The organism is Glutamicibacter sp. TV12E (assembly GCF_052441935.1).
GTDB lineage: Bacteria > Actinomycetota > Actinomycetes > Actinomycetales > Micrococcaceae > Glutamicibacter.
Map to the genome: position 1 here is coordinate 2,205,965 of NZ_JBQVVF010000001.1, position 16,885 is coordinate 2,222,849.

Annotated in this window: 14 protein-coding genes and 1 pseudogene; 7 read left to right on the forward strand and 8 right to left on the reverse strand. The window is 63.2% G+C overall.

The features are described 5' to 3' along the window. Nucleotides 1–24 precede the first annotated feature (24 nt). The 5 genes and pseudogenes from ACT7DV_RS10300 to ACT7DV_RS10320 form a co-directional block, all read right to left on the reverse strand. Nucleotides 25–189, reverse strand: a complete 165-nt coding sequence (locus tag ACT7DV_RS10300) for a hypothetical protein (RefSeq protein ID WP_444662350.1) — start codon at nt 187–189, stop codon at nt 25–27. A 56-nt stretch (nt 190–245) separates the two neighbouring features. Then, nucleotides 246–722 (reverse strand): HtaA domain-containing protein, encoded by a 477-nt coding sequence (locus ACT7DV_RS10305; protein WP_444662352.1) that lies wholly within the window; start codon nt 720–722, stop codon nt 246–248. Between the two features lie 349 nt (nt 723–1,071). Next, a complete protein-coding gene (locus ACT7DV_RS10310) occupies nt 1,072–2,433 on the reverse strand; it encodes an FAD-binding oxidoreductase (RefSeq protein ID WP_444662353.1) in 1,362 nt (453 codons plus the stop codon). 60 nt (nt 2,434–2,493) lie between these two features. Continuing rightward, entirely contained in the window at nt 2,494–3,861 is a 1,368-nt protein-coding gene (locus ACT7DV_RS10315; protein WP_444662355.1) for an aspartate aminotransferase family protein, read from the reverse strand. A gap of 7 nt (nt 3,862–3,868) precedes the next feature. Then, a pseudogene (locus ACT7DV_RS10320) lies at nt 3,869–5,372 on the reverse strand (CoA-acylating methylmalonate-semialdehyde dehydrogenase). 117 nt (nt 5,373–5,489) lie between these two features. Between ACT7DV_RS10320 and ACT7DV_RS10325 the strand changes: the two are divergent. Beyond that, nucleotides 5,490–7,016 carry a PucR family transcriptional regulator gene (locus tag ACT7DV_RS10325; RefSeq protein WP_444662356.1) on the forward strand — a complete coding sequence of 509 codons (1,527 nt, stop codon included), beginning with the start codon at nt 5,490–5,492 and terminating at the stop codon, nt 7,014–7,016. Between the two features lie 92 nt (nt 7,017–7,108). Continuing rightward, nucleotides 7,109–8,818, forward strand: coding sequence for an HNH endonuclease signature motif containing protein (locus ACT7DV_RS10330; RefSeq protein WP_444662358.1), 1,710 nt, complete (start codon nt 7,109–7,111; stop codon nt 8,816–8,818). Nucleotides 8,819–8,827: 9 nt separating this feature from the next. Here ACT7DV_RS10330 and ACT7DV_RS10335 read toward each other — a convergent pair whose 3' ends face one another. From ACT7DV_RS10335 to ACT7DV_RS10345, 3 genes are all read right to left on the reverse strand, one after another. Continuing rightward, nucleotides 8,828–9,886, reverse strand: coding sequence for an ImmA/IrrE family metallo-endopeptidase (locus tag ACT7DV_RS10335; protein WP_444662360.1), 1,059 nt, complete (start codon nt 9,884–9,886; stop codon nt 8,828–8,830). 168 nt (nt 9,887–10,054) lie between these two features. Further along, complete coding sequence (locus ACT7DV_RS10340; RefSeq protein WP_444662361.1) at nt 10,055–11,434, reverse strand: aspartate aminotransferase family protein; 1,380 nt, start codon at nt 11,432–11,434, stop codon at nt 10,055–10,057. After that, nucleotides 11,431–11,898: an Lrp/AsnC family transcriptional regulator gene (locus tag ACT7DV_RS10345; protein ID WP_444662363.1), complete on the reverse strand. Its 468-nt coding sequence runs from the start codon at nt 11,896–11,898 to the stop codon at nt 11,431–11,433. The genes ACT7DV_RS10340 and ACT7DV_RS10345 overlap by 4 nt, the downstream gene beginning before the upstream one ends. Nucleotides 11,899–12,113: 215 nt before the next feature. Between ACT7DV_RS10345 and ACT7DV_RS10350 the strand changes: the two genes are divergently transcribed. From ACT7DV_RS10350 to ACT7DV_RS10370, 5 genes are all read left to right on the forward strand, one after another. Further along, nucleotides 12,114–13,340, forward strand: coding sequence for an ABC transporter substrate-binding protein (locus ACT7DV_RS10350; protein WP_444662365.1), 1,227 nt, complete (start codon nt 12,114–12,116; stop codon nt 13,338–13,340). 44 nt (nt 13,341–13,384) lie between these two features. Further along, nucleotides 13,385–14,518 carry an ABC transporter ATP-binding protein gene (locus tag ACT7DV_RS10355; RefSeq protein ID WP_444662367.1) on the forward strand — a complete coding sequence of 378 codons (1,134 nt, stop codon included), beginning with the start codon at nt 13,385–13,387 and terminating at the stop codon, nt 14,516–14,518. Further along, nucleotides 14,515–15,417 carry an ABC transporter permease gene (locus tag ACT7DV_RS10360; RefSeq protein WP_444662369.1) on the forward strand — a complete coding sequence of 301 codons (903 nt, stop codon included), beginning with the start codon at nt 14,515–14,517 and terminating at the stop codon, nt 15,415–15,417. The genes ACT7DV_RS10355 and ACT7DV_RS10360 overlap by 4 nt, the downstream gene beginning before the upstream one ends. A gap of 1 nt (nt 15,418) precedes the next feature. Further along, on the forward strand, nt 15,419–16,216 hold the full coding sequence (locus tag ACT7DV_RS10365; protein WP_060702426.1) for an ABC transporter permease: 798 nt from the start codon (nt 15,419–15,421) through the stop codon (nt 16,214–16,216). A gap of 148 nt (nt 16,217–16,364) precedes the next feature. Continuing rightward, nucleotides 16,365–16,865 (forward strand): MarR family winged helix-turn-helix transcriptional regulator, encoded by a 501-nt coding sequence (locus ACT7DV_RS10370; protein ID WP_444662371.1) that lies wholly within the window; start codon nt 16,365–16,367, stop codon nt 16,863–16,865. Nucleotides 16,866–16,885: the final 20 nt, after the last annotated feature.

Here is a 16,885-nt window from a genome sequence, read left to right on the forward strand (position 1 = left end):
CATCAGATATGTCAGGTGTTGCGGCTATTCGCCTCTTGAGTCCGTTTCGTCATCCGCAACGATTTCCACGGTTGTCGACTTGCGGCCCCGGGCCACGAGGACGATGACAACGACCAGTGCGATGACAAAGAGCACCGGAACGATGTAGAACACGATGACCTCGTAGGCATTAGGCACTAACGGGTTCACGCTTGAGTCACCTTTATCTAGTTGATCCATGTTTTTTGGCACTTGGCTTGAGCGGATCAGCCGCGGAGCACTACCTCCAGATCTTCGAGCTGCTGGCCTGCAGGATATTGTCCGTTGAAAAGCTTCGAACCATCTTCGGTGAGTACAGCGGAGAAACGGGTCTTGACCAAGCCGAAAGCGCGCGAGACGGCGGTTTCAGTGAGTTCAGCGATCGCAATGCGACCATTAGCCGTACCAATGGTGAGCGTGATGGCTTCATCCTGGTTTTCCACGCGAGGCTCAAGCAGGTCCAGCTTCATCATGCCGCCGTGTCCGGAGAAAGACACGTGGCCGTTGAACCACACCTCATTATCCGGGACATCAGTTGCCGGGGATGCAGGGAAGACCAAGGAGTTGCCGGCTTGCCAGACACCATTGCTTGCTTCGATGCGTCCGTCAGCAAGGGAAGAAATATAACCCACGAACGAGGCTTTCAGGCCCCATTCCAGATGCGGCTGGAACGGATCGCCAGCTGGCGCACCATTTCCCATCATTATTTTCGTCCTTCCACAAGGTAACGGCACTAAATACTCTGTTGATCAGTATTTCATAACTCCGATAGTTGTTGGTGCCCAGATTCACTGCTAGCTGATCATTACGCGGTGCTTCATTGAGGATGCGATGGTTGCTGCAACCGCCAGCAGTGCAGCCGGCATCAACATCACGGCAATTATCCGGTCGACCATTTGAGCGTGGTGCGATGAACGCGCGCAAGGATTTGCCTCGGCGCAAGGGGGCCGAGGAGAAAGGCCGCACCCATCGGAACAACGATGGCCGTGCCAAAATCTACCCAGGGGTATTTGTCCCTGGCCGGGCTGTGCCCTGTCAGGCGGGGAAGCCAGGCTAGATCGCCTTGCCAGGATTCAAGATTCCCTGCGGGTCAAAGACGGCACGCAGCCGGCGCTGCAGCTGCAAAGAAGTTTCGCCCAGTTCTTCGGCCAGCCAGTCCTGCTTGAGCAAGCCGATGCCGTGTTCGCCGGTTAATGTCCCGCCCAGATCCTTGGCCAGATGGAACATGTCCGCCAAGGCTGCCTTGGGGGCACCGGAAGTAATCGACTGACCTCGAGGAACGATAATGATCGGATGGAGATTTCCATCGGCCGCGTGGGCAATGATGAAAATCGAAACAGCGCGTACGGCTTCGATCCGCCGCAGCCCGTTGATCGCCTCGGCTAGCCGATTGCGTGGTACCCCGATATCGCAGATCGACACCGTACCCAGTTTTTCCATGCTGGGGATGGCCTGGCGCCGGGCTTCGAGCAGAGCTTCGGCATGCTGCGGGTCTTCAGCTAATTCGCTGTGCCCGGCTAATGGCCCGATGGCCTCCTGCAACGCCTGCATTTCCAAGTGCGCACCGTAGCCATCGGTTTGGGCGAGCAACAGCGCACCACCGCGGTTGTGGTGATCGGTTCCCAAAGCGGCATCCACCGCGCCGAGCGTTTTGCCGTCCATTAGTTCCAGCACCGATGGTGTCAGCCCGGCGGCCGCAACCGCTGAAGCCGCCAAGGCCGCCGAAGCCTCATCGGGGAAGTATACGACCAGGGTGGCGGTGTGCCTCGGCTTCGGGCGCAACCGCAACATCGCCTCGACCACAATGCCCAGGGTCCCCTCGGAACCGATCATCAGCGCATTCATGTCGTATCCGGCCACGCCCTTGATGGTCCGCCGCCCGGTGCGCAGCAATTGCCCATCGGGCAGGACCACCAGCAAGCTCAGCACCGATTCGCGGGTGACTCCGTACTTGGCGCACCACATGCCACCGGCATTGGTGGCGATGTTGCCGCCGATGGAACAGATGGCGGTGCTGGCCGGATCCGGCGCGTAGAACAGCCCGTGCTCCAAGGCAGCCTGGTTGACGGCCGCATTGATGACTCCGGGCTGGACCACCGCGATGCCTTGCACCGGGTCCAGCGAGAGGATCTGGTTCATTGCCGACAGATCCAGCACCACCTCGCCGGCCTGCGCGCAGGAACCTGCAGCCAGCCCGGTACCGGCCCCGCGCGGGACGATCTTCACTCCATGCTCGGAAGCCAGCTTCATCGTGAGCACTACGTCATCGACATCCTGCGCGAAAACCACGCCGTCGGCAAAGCTTTGCGGGATGAACCCCGAACGATCCACGCTGGCCCGGGCCCGATCATCCGGATCTGTTGAAGCCCGTGGGTGGGCGGCCAGCAGCTGTTCGCTGGTTGGTGAAGTCATCATTGTCCTCCCGCAAAAAAGAAAACTGGCAGGATGGCTTGCGCCACCCTGCCAGCATGGTTGTTATTCGACGAAGCTATCTGCCACGATCAGCGCCTGCTCCAGCCGATCCAACGCTTCGATGAGCACCTCGTCCTCGATATTCATCGCCGGAACCACGTGCAGCCGGTTGAAATTGGCAAACGGCAGTAGGCCAGCCTTCTTCGCCGCGCCGATCACCTGGTTCATCTCCGGGCTGCTGCCGCCATAGGCGGCCAACGGCTCACGGGTTTCCCGGTTCTTCACCAGCTCGATAGCCCAGAACACCCCGGTGCCGCGCACCTCGCCCACCGATGGATGGTCAGCGGCGAACTGTGCCAGTCGCGGGCCGATGATTTCCTCGCCGAGCCGCTTGGCGTTCTCCACCATGCCCTCATCCTCCATCGCGGTGATGGTGGCTGCGGCCGCGGCGCAAGCCAGCGGGTGGCCAGAATAGGTCAGCCCGCCCGGGTAGGCCTTCTCCCGGAAGGTCTCGAAGATCTCCGGGCTGATGGCCACCCCGCCCAGTGGCACATAACCGGAGTTCACACCCTTGGCGAAGGTCAGCAGGTCCGGCACCACATCAAAGTGGTTCACCGCGAACCATTCACCGCTGCGCCCGAAACCGGCCATCACCTCGTCTGCGATGTATACGATGCCGTGCTTCTTGGTCAGCTCGCGAACACCCTCGAGATAGCCGGGAGGCGGCAGGTAGATGCCTGCGGTACCCGGAATCGACTCAAGGATGATCGCGGCAATGGTGCCCGGGCCCTCCAGCAGAATCGTGTCCTCCAGGTGCTTGAGCGCCCGCTGCGTTTCCTCTTCCAAGGTTCTCGAATTGAAGTAGGAGCGGTACGGGTAGGCGGGGAAGAAGTGCACGACCCCGTCGCTGGCATGATCCGAGGCGAAGCGCCGCGGATCCCCGGTGATATTCACCGCCAGGTGGGTGCCGCCATGGTAGGAACGGTAGGCCGAGAGCACCTTGTGCTTGCCGGTGTGCACCCGGGCCATGCGCACCGCATGCTCCACCGCATCCGCGCCGCCATTGGTGAAGAAGATCTTGTTCAACTCGCCCGGTGTGTGCTTGGCGACCAGCCGCGCCGCCTCCGAGCGTGCCTCGTTCACATGCTGCGGGGCGATCGTGGCGATCTTGCCGGCCTGCTCCTGGATGGCGGCGATGACCTTGGGATGCTGGTGGCCGATATTGGTATTGACCAGCTGGCTGGAGAGGTCGATGAGCTTATTGCCCTCGCCGTCCCACACATAGGAGCCCTCGGTCTTCAGGATGGTCATCGGGGTGAAGGGCCCCTGCGCCTGCCAGGAATGGAACACATGTTCCCGATCCAGCTCGTAGGCGCGCTTGCCGGCGGCGATCTGCTCGCTGGTGATTTCGTCGGTCAACTGCTCGCTCATGATGCTCCTAGTCGTTCTGCGGGAAGCCGAGGTTGATGCCACCGTGGCTGGGATCCAGCCAGCGCTTGGTGACCACCTTGTTGCGGGTGAAGAATTTGAAGCCCTCCGGTCCGTAGGCGTGCTGGTCGCCGAACAGCGAGGCCTTCCAGCCGCCGAAGGAGTGGTAGCCCACAGGGACGGGGATCGGCACGTTCACCCCGACCATGCCCACCTGGATCTCGTCCTCGAAGCGGCGGGCCGCTCCACCGTCATTGGTGAAGATCGCGGTGCCATTGCCATAGGGCGAGGAGTTGATCAGGTCGATCCCCTCGTTGAAGGACTCGACGCGGACCACGGAGAGCACCGGGCCGAAGATCTCATCGGTGTAGATGGACATGCCGGTGCCGACCTTGTCGAAGAGGGTCGGGTGCAGGAAGAAGCCCTCGCCCTCGGCATCCACGGTGCCGGTGCGGCCATCGATCACCAGTTCAGCTCCGGCCTCGATTCCGGCGTCGATGTACCCGGCCACCTTGGCCTTGTGCTCGCCGGTGATCAGCGGGCCCATATCGCAACCGCGGGTGCCATCGCCCACGCGCAGCGTCTTGGCGCGGTCGGCGATCTTGGCCACCAGCTCATCGGCGATGGATTCCAGCGCCACCACCACGGAGATGGCCATGCAGCGCTCGCCGGCCGCCCCGAAGCCCGCATTCACGGCCATGTCGGCGGCCAGGTCCAGGTCGGCGTCGGGCAGCACCAGCATGTGGTTCTTCGCGCCGCCGAAGGCCTGGACGCGCTTGCCGTGGGCGGTGCCGGTGGAGTAGACATACTGGGCGATCGGGGTGGATCCGACGAAGGATACCGAGTTGACCCGCGGGTCGGTCAGCAGGGCGTCCACCGATTCCTTGTCGCCGTGCACCACATTCAGCACGCCTTCGGGCAGTCCGGCCTCGGCGAAGAGCTGGGCCAGCCAGAATCGAAGCGGTCGGGTCCTTCTCCGATGGCTTGAGCACCACGGCGTTGCCGGCGGCGATGGCGACCGGGAAGAACCACAGCGGGACCATGGCCGGGAAGTTGAAGGGGGAGATGATGGCCGAGACGCCGACCGGCTGGCGCAGCGACTGCACGTCAACACCGGTCGAGGCGTTCTGCGAGTATTCGCCCTTGAGCAGGTACGGGGCGTTGCAGGCCAGCTCCACCACTTCCAGGCCGCGGGCTACCTCGCCCAGCGCGTCGTCGAGCACCTTGCCGTGCTCCGCGGTGATGATGGCGGCCAGCTCGCCCTTGCGCTCGGCCAGCAGCTGGCGGAAGTTGAACATGATCGCGGTGCGGCGGGCCAGCGAGGTGTCGCGCCACTTCGGGAAGGCCTCTGCGGCAGCGGCAATGGCCACCTCGGTGGTGGCCTTGGAGGCCAGCTGCACGGTGCGGGTGATCTCGCCGGTGGCCGGGTTGTAGATGTTGCCGGTGCGCTCGTTTGCCGAGTAGGCGGCGTTGTTGATCCAGTGCTGCAGGGTATCGGTCAGCGTAGTGCTCATCGCGGGTGTTCCTTTCAAGGTCCTTCATCGGGCTTTCCTTCATCATGGGTCATTGCGGTGACCGGGAACACCGTTACTGTGTCATGATTTATGCAAGAAAGATTACGGAGTGTAAAAATGCTGACGGTCAAAGAGGTCCTGCAATTACCGGTGGTCCAGGCCGCCGATCCTAGGATCCTCTGCGCCGACGGGCTGGACTCCGAACTGCGCTGGGTGCACGTGACCGAATCCAGCGAGAACACCGAGCTGCTCCTGGGACGCGAACTGGTGCTCACCACCCTGCGCAACGTCAGCGACGTCCGGGGCTTCATCACCGCGCTGCGCGCCGCCGGCGCGGCCGCGGTCATCATAGAGGACACCACCGGCAGCGCTATTTCCGCCGAGGACCTGGGCCTGCCCGTGATCGTGCTGCGCCGCCGCACCCGCTTCGTGGCAATCACCGAAGTCATCCACCAGCTGCTCGTGGCCCAGCAGCTCGAAGCCGTGCAATTCTCCCGCACCGTGCACGAAATCTACACCGGGCTCTCGCTGTCCGAAGCCGACGAAGCCGACATCGTCTCGCGCACCGCCGAGCTGCTGCGCGCCCCGGTGGTGCTCGAAGACGTCCGCCACCGGGTGCTCGCCCACGCCGACGCCCACCTGGAGGACTGGATCAACCGCTCCAAGTTCGTCGGCTACCTTCAGCACACCGGACGGGCCTCCGGAGCGGAGAACTGGCTGCAAACCCCGGTGGGCGCGGCCCGCCGGCGCTGGGGACGGCTGATTGTCCCGGCCCAATTGCAGGACGACGACCGGGCCGCCCTGGTCCTGGAACGCGCCGGCCAGGCCCTGACCATCGCCCGGCTCTCGGGACGTGACGAACGCGAACTGCTCTACCAGACCCGCACCGCCACCTTGCATGAACTGGCTGCCGGGCACAGCTACAGCGAAAAGGAGCTGTCCATCCGCACCCAGGCCCTGGGCCTGGCCCCGGCCGCCTACTATGTCCCGGTGGTCATTTCCACCTCCGCCGCGGCCAGCGCCACCGAAACCCAGCTGGCCGACCGCGCCTTGCTGGAGGAGCTCGACCAGCTCGCCGATTCCATGCACCTGGGCATCCTCGCCGGCCTGCGCAAGCCCGGCTACCTCTCGATCCTGCTGCCGGTGCGCGCCCGCGAACTGATCGACTCCACTCTGCAGGGCTTCACCCGCCGGCTGGCCGAGCAGCGGGCCGAGCCGGTGGCCATCGGGGTCGGGCCCGAAGGCACCCTGGGAGCGGCGATCACAGGGCTGGAACAAGCCGCGCAGGTAGCGGAAATCGTGCCGAACCTGCCCACCCGCGCCCAGCCCTACTACCGCTTTGCCGACCTGCGCCTGCGCGGGGTGCTCTCGGCCATGGGCAGCGACCCCCGGATGCGCACCTTCGCCCACGCCGAGCTGGCCTCCTTGCTCAACCCCGTCGACGAACCTGCCCTGGACCTGCTCGAGCTCTATCTTGCGCACAGCGGCAACAAGTCCGCCCTGGCCAAGGCCGGCTACCTCTCGCGCCCCACGCTCTACTCCCGGCTGGCCAAGCTCGAAGCCAAGCTCGGCGTGGTGCTGGACTCCGCCGAATCCCGCGCCAGCCTGCAGGTCGCCCTGCTCTGGTACCGCATGCACGGCTGAGCCCCGCCGGTCCTGGTTGTCCCTGCCGAAGTTCTCCACAGTTCGATCCCGGCGCCGGTCCGCCGCCCGCGCAACCGTGCACGCTGGGGGACATGAGCACAGCAACGACCCAGGCACTGGCCGATCTGGCCACCGCGGCCCGGCTGATCGCTTCGGCCACCGCTGTGCTCAGCGATCCCGGGATCGCTCCCGGCCACGCCGCCTGCTTCGGGATCCTGGCCGAACAGCTGGGCGCAGCCCAAACCCGCGCGCAGATCCATGTCGCCCATGCCGTGCGGCGCAGCGGCGCCCACAAGCTCGACCAGCCCTCCCTGCAAGCCGTTGCCCAGGCCGGCGCTGATCCCAGCCTGCCCAACCTTGCTGCCGCCGAAGGCCAAACCACCGCCGGGCGCACCGCCTTCCGCTCGGCCCGCTTCTTCCTGCAGGACTGGTTGGATATTCCGCGCAGTGCCGCCCACGATCGGCTCATCCAGGCCGACTGCCTGATCGGAGGCGTGGATGAGGCCGGGCAGCCCCTCTCACCTTGGCTCGAAGAGCTGGCCGCGGACTTCGCCGAACCCGCCATCGATCCGCGCCTGGTGGCCGCCACCGCGCTGAAGCTGCACTCCACCCGCAAGGACCTGCCCGATGGCGCGGCCGGGGCCGAACAAAAACAGCGCCTGCAGTCCGACGCCCGGCAGCTGATCCACAGCGAACCCAAATCCGCGCGCAAGCACATCGCCGACATGGTCGCCCAGGTCAAAGCAGGCAAGCGCCCGCTCAAAGCGCTGCTGGACGAGGTCGGCCTCTTCCGCCGGGGCACCCGCCGCGGCTTGATCGAATACATTCTGCGCGTTCTGCCCTCCCAGGCCGCGGTGATCGAAGCGCACTTCGCCCGCACCGGCAACCGGGCCACGCAGGCCGGGGACCGCCAGGGATTGCAGGAAGCCGAAGCCGAATTCACCGGCGATCCGGGCGAGGGCTGGGACGATGAAGCCACCAAGCCCGACTGGGCCCGCGAAGGCAACACCGACCCGCCCGGCGCGGATCCCGGCGCCGACCCGGACCTTGAACCTGCTCCGGACGCCGACGCAGAGCCCGACACTGAACCAGAAGCCGCAGGCACTCCCGGCGACCGGGCACCCGCGTGGGAAGACCTGAGGCCCGAACGGCGCCGGCTGATTGGCCTCATGGCGCTATTGCTCAAAGATCATCGAGCCAATGACGGGACAAGCGCCAGCCGTGCCGGCCTGGCCACCGCGCAAGTCAGCATTATTCTGGATTACGAGAAAATGCTCAGCGGAGCACCGCGCTATGCCGTGAGCTCCTCGGGACTGGCGTTCTCGCCCGGTGAACTGCGCGCCGCCATGTGCAATGCCGGAATCTATCCGGTCATCCTCAACGGCCAATCCCTGCCTCTTGACCTGGGCCGAACCCAGCGCCTGTTCACCAAGGCGCAGGGGCGGGCGATCCGCGCCGCCTACCGCGGGTGCGCATACCCGGGCTGCGCGATGCCCGTCGAACGCTGCGAACTGGACCATCTGGACGCCTGGGAGAACGGCGGATGCACAGACATCCATTCGGCGTCCCTGTGCTGCCCGGTCCATCACGTGGAACGGCACTGCGGGCTGTTCCACGCGGTGAAGATCTCCGGCTGCCGCCCCATGGTCTTGCTATCGCCCGATCTGGACCCTGAGCAGCAATTGCGGATCAACACCTACTTCATGACGCCCGATGAGGCCTTGGCCGCCGAGGAACTGGCGCAGCGCATGACCGCCCAATGGCGTGCAGGCCAGCTCGAAATCGAAATCGTCGACCCCTGAGGACACGGGCTAGAGCGCGCGCAGGTGCCCGCGATGGATCTCGCCGGGCTCTTGCTCGTTCTTGCCAGCCAGCACGACGAAGGCCTGCCCGAACGTCAGTTCGTGGATGTGCTGTTCGCGCAGTCCCAGCTCGCGGGCGATCACCGAGGTGCTGGCACGATGCTCCAGCTGCAGCGAAGGGAAGACTATCGAGAATACGCGGGAGGTCACCGGCTGCACCGGTGCCGGCGCTTCGAGCGCGATCTCCTGGGATAGCCAGCAGTAGGCCTTTTCGCCGAGCAACCCGCTGGCGCGGCTATGGGCCAGGATCACCGCGGCTGGCACACCGAAATGCTCTTCGAGGGTCAGCAGCTGCGGGATCTGCAGGGAATCGGAAATCCGCATCTGCAAGGATAAGGCCGGCAGCAAGAGCTGAGCGGCAAACTGATCGGCTTCCAGTTCCGCAGCCGCTACCTGTTCGCTGCCTGCGCCCAAGGACGAATGCAGCAACAGATGCCCCAGCTCGTGGGCGAGGGCAAAACGACGAGCCTTCGCGGACCCGGAGGCCAGGAAGATGTAGGCCTGGGAATCCTCCCAAAAGCTGAAGGTCTTCACCGCTTCGAGTTCCGGCGGCAGGCTCAGCACCCTGACCCCGTGGGATTCGAGCAGGTGCAGCACATCGGGCAGCGCGCCGCAGCCAAGGTGCCAGTCCAGGCGCAATTGCACGGCTGCATCGGACGGCGAATATCCGGTCAGGTCCGGGACTTCGGTGGCTGGCAGGGAGAAATTCTTGGTGATCAGGCGATAGAGCTCCACGCCGGTCCGGCCGGCGGCGGCAGCGGCCCGCTTCTGCGCGGTGCTGGTTCGCCGTGGGCTGCGGAAGAAGATGCGTTCGGTATCGATGCCGCTGGCGGCAGGCAGGTGGAAGAAGCGCGGGGTGCATCCGAGCGCGGCGGCCAATTCATCGCCCAGTCGCTCCGGTGCCTGGGCCAGCTCCTGCTCGCAGATGCCCAGTGACGCGGCCAGGGCAGACCGGCTCAAAGCTGCACGTTCGCGTGCGAGCCTGATTCTGGTCGGTTCCAAAGTCATGAGCTTCCTGCCATCTTCCAAAGACGATCTTCATCGTCCAATGACCTCAGACTAGTGGCCTATGACACAAAGCACCAATTGAGTGGCAAAGCGTGAAGACTTGGTGCTTCATATGACGCTGACATGCAGATTTATGGCCCACAGGTTGCACCTGCGGGCCATAAAGCACTAGATCTTATTGGCGGCTTCCTTCAGCACCGTGCGAAGGATGGATTCGATCTGGTCGAATTCCGGTTGCCCGATGGTGATCGGCGGCGCCAGCTGGATGACCGGGTCCCCGCGATCGTCGGCTCGGCAATACAGCCCGGCCTCCCACAGGGCGGGGGAGAGGTATTGGCGCAGCAGCCGCTCGGATTCTTCGTCGCTGAAGGTTTCCTTGGTGGCTTTGTCCTTGACCAGCTCGATCCCGTAGAAGTAGCCGGCCCCGCGCACGTCGCCCACAATGTCCAAATCCTTGAGCTTGGACAGCGTGGATTTGAAGGCGTCGGCGTTGTTCTTGACGTTCTCGTTGAGCCCTTCGCGCTCGAAGATATCCAGGTTCGCCATCGCCACCGCGGCCGCCACCGGGTGCCCGCCAAAGGTATAGCCGTGGTAGAAGGTGGTGTCGCCCTTGGTAAAGGGCTCGAAGAGCTTGTCGGAGACGACCATCACGCCCAGCGGGACGTAGCCGCTGGTCAGCGCCTTGGCGGAGGTGATGATGTCGGGCACGTAGCCGAAGTCGTTGCAGGCGAACATCGAGCCGATGCGGCCGAAGGCGCAGATGGTCTCGTCGGAGACCAGCAGCACGTCGTATTCGTCGCAGATTTCCCGCACCCGGTCGAAGTAGCCCGGGGGAGGCGGGAAGCAGCCGCCGGAGTTCTGCACCGGCTCCAGGAAGACGGCGGCCACGGTATCGGGGCCTTCGAATTCGATGGCCTCGCGGATGCGCTCCGCGGCCCAGAGCCCGAAGTCCTTCTCGTTCTCCGCGAACATTTCAGGCGCCCGGTAGAAGTTGGTGTTCGGCACGCGGAAGGTGCCTGGCACCAGCGGCTCGAACGGGGTCTTCATATCAGGCAGTGAGGTGATGGCCAGTGCGCCCTGCGGGGTGCCGTGGTAAGCCAGCGCCCGGGAGATGACCTTGGTCTTGCCGGGCTTGCCCTTCATCTTGAAGTGCTGCTTGGCCAGCTTGAAGGCCGATTCAACCGCTTCGCCGCCGCCGGTGGTGAAGAAGACGCGGTTCAGGTCCCCCGGCGCGTAGCTGGCCAGGCGTTCGGCCAGGTCGATGGCTGGTTCGTGGGCGTAGGACCAGAGCGGCATGAAGGCCAGCTTCTGCGCCTGCTTCGCCATCGCTTCGGCAAGCTCGGCGCGTCCGTGGCCGGCGTTAACCACAAACAGCCCGGCCAGTCCGTCGAAGTACTCGCGTCCGGAATCGTCGTAGATCTTGTGCCCCTCGCCGCGCGCAATGATCGGAACCTGCGCGCCTTGCGAGATCCCGGAGTGCCGGGCCATGTGCATCCAAAGGTGATCGCGAGCGGCCTGTTGGCGATCGGTACCACGTGGTGTGTTCATCGTGTTCCCCAGTTGTATTCCTGTTTTTTCAGTGAAAGGTAGGTGAAGGTATTGGTGCTGACCACGCCTTGGATTCCGCGGATGGTTCCGATCACCCGAAGCAGGTCCTCGTCGTTCGAGCAGATGACCTCGGCAAGGATGTCGGAACTTCCGGTGGTGACTACGCAGTAGTCCACCTCGGGAAGCTCGGCAATGCGGTCGGCGGTGCCGCTGATGTCATCGTTGGCAACGATGCCGATCATCGCCTGGCGGGTGAATCCCAGCTCCAATGGGTTGGTGACTGCGACGATTTGCATAACGCGACTCTCGACCAGCTTCTGCACGCGTTGGCGCACTGCGGCTTCGCTCAAGCCGACTGCTTTGCCGATGGCGGCATAGGAACGGCGCCCATCTTCCTGCAGCTGCTCGATGATTTCCTTGGAAATTTCGTCGATGGCCTGTGCTGAGTGCGAGAGTAACGTCATATCGACCTCCTTGGGTCATTGGGCTTTGAACCGACCCTACATCCACTGATTCAGTTGCGAAAGGATTATTTTTGTAAGTTTCTCGTTTCGGATTCGTTAAATATCTGAGGAATCTTTTGTTCAGGTCTTGTTTGACTTTTGCATAGCTGACAGGATGAACGTCATCACATTCAGTATGTGCCAGATCACATTTCGCAGATGTTAGGACGGATGCCATGTCGCACTCGCAACGACGACTACCGCAAGATCCACAAATTCGCGCACTGGTCCAAGCCATGGGCCAGCGAAGCTTCTCCCGCCGGTCTGTGCTGTCCACCGCCGGGGCGCTGAGCTTGACTGGATTGCTGGCAGCCTGCGGCACCGGCGGCTCCAGCGGAACGAAAACCGAGGTGTCGGTGACCGATATTTCCGAGTCCGATCCCTCCGTGAACTGGGCCAACTGGACTTTGTACCTGGATTATGACGACAAGAAGAAGACCTACCCGACCCTCGACGCCTTCACCAAGAAGACCGGCATCAAGGTCAACTATGCCGAAGACATCGACGGCAACGACTCCTACTACGGCAAGGTGCAGGGCCAGCTGAAGTCCGGCCAGGACATCGGCCAGGACATCGTCACGCTCACCGACTGGATGGCCGGGCGCCTGATCCGCCAGGGCTACACCCAGGAATTGAATCTCGATAACATCCCGAACTCGGCCAATCTTCTGCCAACCTTGCAGAATGTCGACTTCGATCCGGGCCGCAAGCATTCGCTGACCTGGCAAACAGGCTATGCGGGCATCGCGTGGAACAAGAAGGCCTTCCCGAAGGGCCTGAAGAGCGTGGAAGACCTCTGGGATCCCGCGCTGAAAGGCCGCGTGACGGTGCTTGACGAGATGCGCGACACCATGGGCCTGCTGATGCTGCAAAACGGCGTGGACGTCGCGGGCCAGTGGGGCGAAACGGAATTTGGCGCTGCCGCCGACGTGCTGCGCCAGAACATCGACAACGGCCAGATCCGCCAGGTCAAGGGCAACTCCTATAAGCAGGACTTCATCTCCGGGGACGCGATCGCCGGTATCGTCTGGTCCGGGGACCTGGTCCAGATGAACTTCGAGAACGATGATCAATGGGAGTTCGTGATTCCCGAGGCCGGTGGCACCCTGTGGAGCGACAACCTCATGGTTCCGGTCGCGTCGCCGCGCAAGGCCAACGCCGAAAAGCTCATGGACTTCTACTACGATCCTGCGGTGGCCGCCGAGGTCGCCGCCTACGTGAACTACATCTGTCCGGTGCTCGGCGCCAAGGAAGAGATGGAAAAAATCGATCCGGAACTGGTGGAGAATCCGCTGATCTTCCCGACTGACGAGGATCTGGCCAAGGCCCACGTCTTCCGCTCGCTGGATGGCGAGGAAGAGTCCACGCTGGGCTCGCAATTCCAGGAAGCCATCGGCGCCTGAGCCAGGCTTGGCCCAGAGCAATTGACCAAGGAAGTGATAGGGGTATGACTACATTGGCAGAACGAACCGAAAGCACCGCGACCTCGGGGGCCGATCTTAACCTGTCGGGCATTTCGAAGCGCTTCGCCAGCTTCACCGCCGTCGAGGAATTGGATCTGCTGGTTCCCTCCGGAACATTCTTTGCGCTGCTCGGCCCCTCGGGCTGCGGCAAATCCACCACCCTGCGCATGATCGCCGGGCTCGAAGCACCCAGCGAAGGCAGTATTTCGATCGGCGGGCAGGATGTGACCGCGTTGCCCAGCCACCGGCGCCCGGTAAATACGGTCTTCCAGTCCTACGCGCTCTTCCCGCACATGTCGGTGCTGGAAAATGTGGCCTTTGGCCTGAAGCGCAAAAAGGACCCGCAGGCGATGCAGAAAGCCAAGGCGGGGCTGGAGCTGGTGGAGCTCTCGCACCTGGCCAGCCGCAAGCCGGCCCAGCTCTCCGGCGGCCAGCAGCAGCGTGTGGCCCTGGCCCGCGCGTTGGTCAACCGCCCGCAGGTGCTGCTGCTGGATGAGCCGCTGGGCGCGCTGGACATGAAGCTGCGCCGGCAAATGCAGCTGGAGCTCAAGAAGATCCAGACCGAGGTGGGGCTGACCTTCATCCACGTCACCCACGACCAGGAAGAGGCCATGACCATGGCCGACGTGGTCGCGGTGATGAACGGCGGGCGGATCGAGCAGATGGGCGCCCCGCGCGACCTCTATGAACTGCCGCGCACCGCCTTCGTGGCCAACTTCCTGGGCAAGTCGAACCTGATGCGGGGCATGGTCACCGCCCAGGAGAACGGCATGCTCAGCGTGGATGTTTCCGGGCGCACGATCCTGCTTCCGGCGGACCGGGCGGTGCAAACTGCCGGCGAGGTGGTGATCGGTGTCCGCCCGGAGAAGATCACCATCGACCGGGTGGCGGTGGCCGGGGACAACCAGCTTTCTGGCACCGTGATCGATGTGTCCTTCACCGGGACCACCACCGAGTACCTGGTTGAGGTGGAGCAGATCGGCCTGATCGGCACCTTCTCGCAGAACCGCGGACAGCAACCGGCCCAGGAAGGGGATACCGTGTTCCTGGCCTGGGACGCCGCGCACTCCTTCGGGCTGGCCGGGGACGAAAGCGTGAATGCCGGAGTCGAATCATGAGCCTCGATCTGCGCAGCAAGGACGAAGTGCGCGCGGAAAAGCGCAAGAACCGCACCGGAATCTACCTGGTTTCCCCCGGATTGCTGGTGCTGGCGCTGTTCTTCGCCCTGCCCGTGGTCATCCTGCTGGCCATGAGCTTGTACGTGAAACCGCCAGGAGCGGAGATTGGCGAATTTGTTCCCGGATTCGAGCTGGGCAATTACGCCACGGTGCTCTCGGCCTACTGGCCAGAACTGCTGCGCTCCTTCTGGTTTGCGCTGATCGCCACGGTGCTGGCGCTGCTGATCGGCTTCCCGATGGCGTACCTGGTGGCTGTGCGGCTGCGTGAGCGCACGCTATTGCAAGGCATCCTGCTGGTGCTGCTGATCGCGCCGTTCTTCTCCAGCTTCATCCTGCGCACCCAGGCCTGGAAGCAGATCCTGGCCGATGAAGGATTTGTCGCCCAGTTGCTGAAGTTCATCGCGATCCTGCCGGCCGACGGGCACCTGACCGCCACACCCATCGCGGTGGTGGCTGGCCTGACCTATAACTTCTTGCCCTTCATGGTGCTGCCGATCTACGCGAACCTCGGCCGGCTTGATACCCGCCTGCTCGAAGCGTCCGGGGACCTGTACGCCAGCCCGGTCAGCTCCTTCGCCAAGGTCACGCTCCCGATGAGCGCTCCCGGCATTTTTGCCGGCACGCTGCTGACCTTCATCCCGGCGGCCGGCGACTACGTGAACTCGGCGCTGCTGGGCAACAACCGCGATACGACGATGATCGGACAGGTGATCGATTCGCGATTCTTCAAGGTCATCGATTACCCCGGCGCCTCGGCGCTGAGCTTCGTCTTGATGATTTCGATCCTGATCCTGGTCACGATCTATATCCGCCGCTTTGGCACCGAGGAGTTGATGTAGCGTGAAGCAGAAAATTGGACGCTGGCTGATTCCCGTGATCGGCGGTGCGGCTTTCATCTACCTGCTGGTGCCGATCGCCTACATATTTGTCTTCTCCTTTAATGATGGCGGCCGGGCCAACCTGCAATGGCAGGGGTTCACCCTCGATAACTGGCTCAACCCCTGCGGGGCGCCTGCCGTCTGCGAGTCGCTGGCGCATTCGCTGCAGATCGGCAGCGTTGCCACGGTGATTGCCACTGCCTTGGGCACGGGGATCGCCATCGGCTTGGTACGATACAAGTTCCGCTTCCGCAAGCTCACCGATGTGCTGATCATTTTGCCGCTGGCCACCCCCGAAGTGGTGCTCGGTGCTTCGCTGCTTGCACAGTTCCTGAATCTGGGATGGGAATTGGGCTTCACCACCATCGTGATTTCCCACGTGGTCTTCTGCCTGTCCTTCGTGATCGTGACGGTGCGGGCCAGGGTCTCCTCGCTGGATTCGCGGCTGGAAGAGGCTGCGGCCGACCTTTATGCCTCCCCGCGGGCGGCGTTCTGGAAGGTCACCTTCCCGCTGCTGCTTCCCGGGATTGTGGCGGCCGCGCTCTTGTCCTTCGCGATGAGTTTCGACGACTTCATCATCACCAACTTCAACTCCGGTTCCTTCCAGACCTTCCCGAAGTTCATCTATGTTTCGGCCACCCGCGGCATCCCGCCGCAGGCCAACGTGATCGGTTCGGCGATGTTCATAGTTGCCTTGCTGGTAGTGGTCATCGGACAGGTGATCAGCTACCGGAAGAAGAAGCAGCTGGAAAATTCCTGAGCTGGGCAGGGCCTGCACGCGAGTGCGGGCCCTGTCTTTGTGTGCGCTATTTCAGGCTTTCGGCGGATACCTAGCTTTAGAATGTAGTCTCTACGAGATTGGTACCTCGACGCCCTGTTCCGGCAGGCCTTGAACGATTGGAAACTTCATGAGCGATAAGCCTGTGTGGCTCACGCAGTCCGAACGCGACGCCTGGCTGGGATTGCAAACCGTCATGACCCTGCTCCCGGCCACCTTGGATTCCGATCTGCAAGGCCTGGAAGGCATCACGCTCTTCGACTACCACATGCTGGCAATGCTCTCCGAGGCCGAGGACCGGAAATTGTCGATGACCGCCTTGGCATCGCATACCAGTGCGTCGCTCTCGCGCCTGTCGCATGTGGTGAAGAAGCTGGAAAGCCGGGGATGGGTGGTTCGCGAGCAATCCGAGGAAGATGCCCGTGTGAAAATCGCCTCATTAACGGATGCCGGTTGGGACGCAGTGGTGAATATGGCGCCTCATCATGTGGGTTCGGTTCGGGCTCTCTTATTCGATCCCCTTGATGACAAGGACGTTAAGAACCTGACCGCGATTATGCGCAAGGTGACTGCCTCGCTGGACCAGGATCATTGGATCCTGAAGCCGGGCGCCACCGATTTGGAACACTGAAGATTTCTCGATAAGCTAAT

Excerpts from the sequence above, each read along its gene's own strand:
- ACT7DV_RS10355 (WP_444662367.1), top strand. The coding sequence starts at position 13,385 with ATGACTACATTGGCAGAACGAACCGAAAGCACCGCGACCTCGGGGGCC.
- ACT7DV_RS10305 (WP_444662352.1), bottom strand. The coding sequence starts at position 722 with ATGATGGGAAATGGTGCGCCAGCTGGCGATCCGTTCCAGCCGCATCTG.
- ACT7DV_RS10330 (WP_444662358.1), top strand. The coding sequence starts at position 7,109 with ATGAGCACAGCAACGACCCAGGCACTGGCCGATCTGGCCACCGCGGCC.
- ACT7DV_RS10315 (WP_444662355.1), bottom strand. The coding sequence starts at position 3,861 with ATGAGCGAGCAGTTGACCGACGAAATCACCAGCGAGCAGATCGCCGCC.
- ACT7DV_RS10350 (WP_444662365.1), top strand. The coding sequence starts at position 12,114 with ATGTCGCACTCGCAACGACGACTACCGCAAGATCCACAAATTCGCGCA.
- ACT7DV_RS10325 (WP_444662356.1), top strand. The coding sequence starts at position 5,490 with ATGCTGACGGTCAAAGAGGTCCTGCAATTACCGGTGGTCCAGGCCGCC.
- ACT7DV_RS10370 (WP_444662371.1), top strand. The coding sequence starts at position 16,365 with ATGAGCGATAAGCCTGTGTGGCTCACGCAGTCCGAACGCGACGCCTGG.
- ACT7DV_RS10335 (WP_444662360.1), bottom strand. The coding sequence starts at position 9,886 with ATGACTTTGGAACCGACCAGAATCAGGCTCGCACGCGAACGTGCAGCT.
- ACT7DV_RS10345 (WP_444662363.1), bottom strand. The coding sequence starts at position 11,898 with ATGACGTTACTCTCGCACTCAGCACAGGCCATCGACGAAATTTCCAAG.
- ACT7DV_RS10360 (WP_444662369.1), top strand. The coding sequence starts at position 14,515 with ATGAGCCTCGATCTGCGCAGCAAGGACGAAGTGCGCGCGGAAAAGCGC.
- ACT7DV_RS10310 (WP_444662353.1), bottom strand. The coding sequence starts at position 2,433 with ATGATGACTTCACCAACCAGCGAACAGCTGCTGGCCGCCCACCCACGG.
- ACT7DV_RS10340 (WP_444662361.1), bottom strand. The coding sequence starts at position 11,434 with ATGAACACACCACGTGGTACCGATCGCCAACAGGCCGCTCGCGATCAC.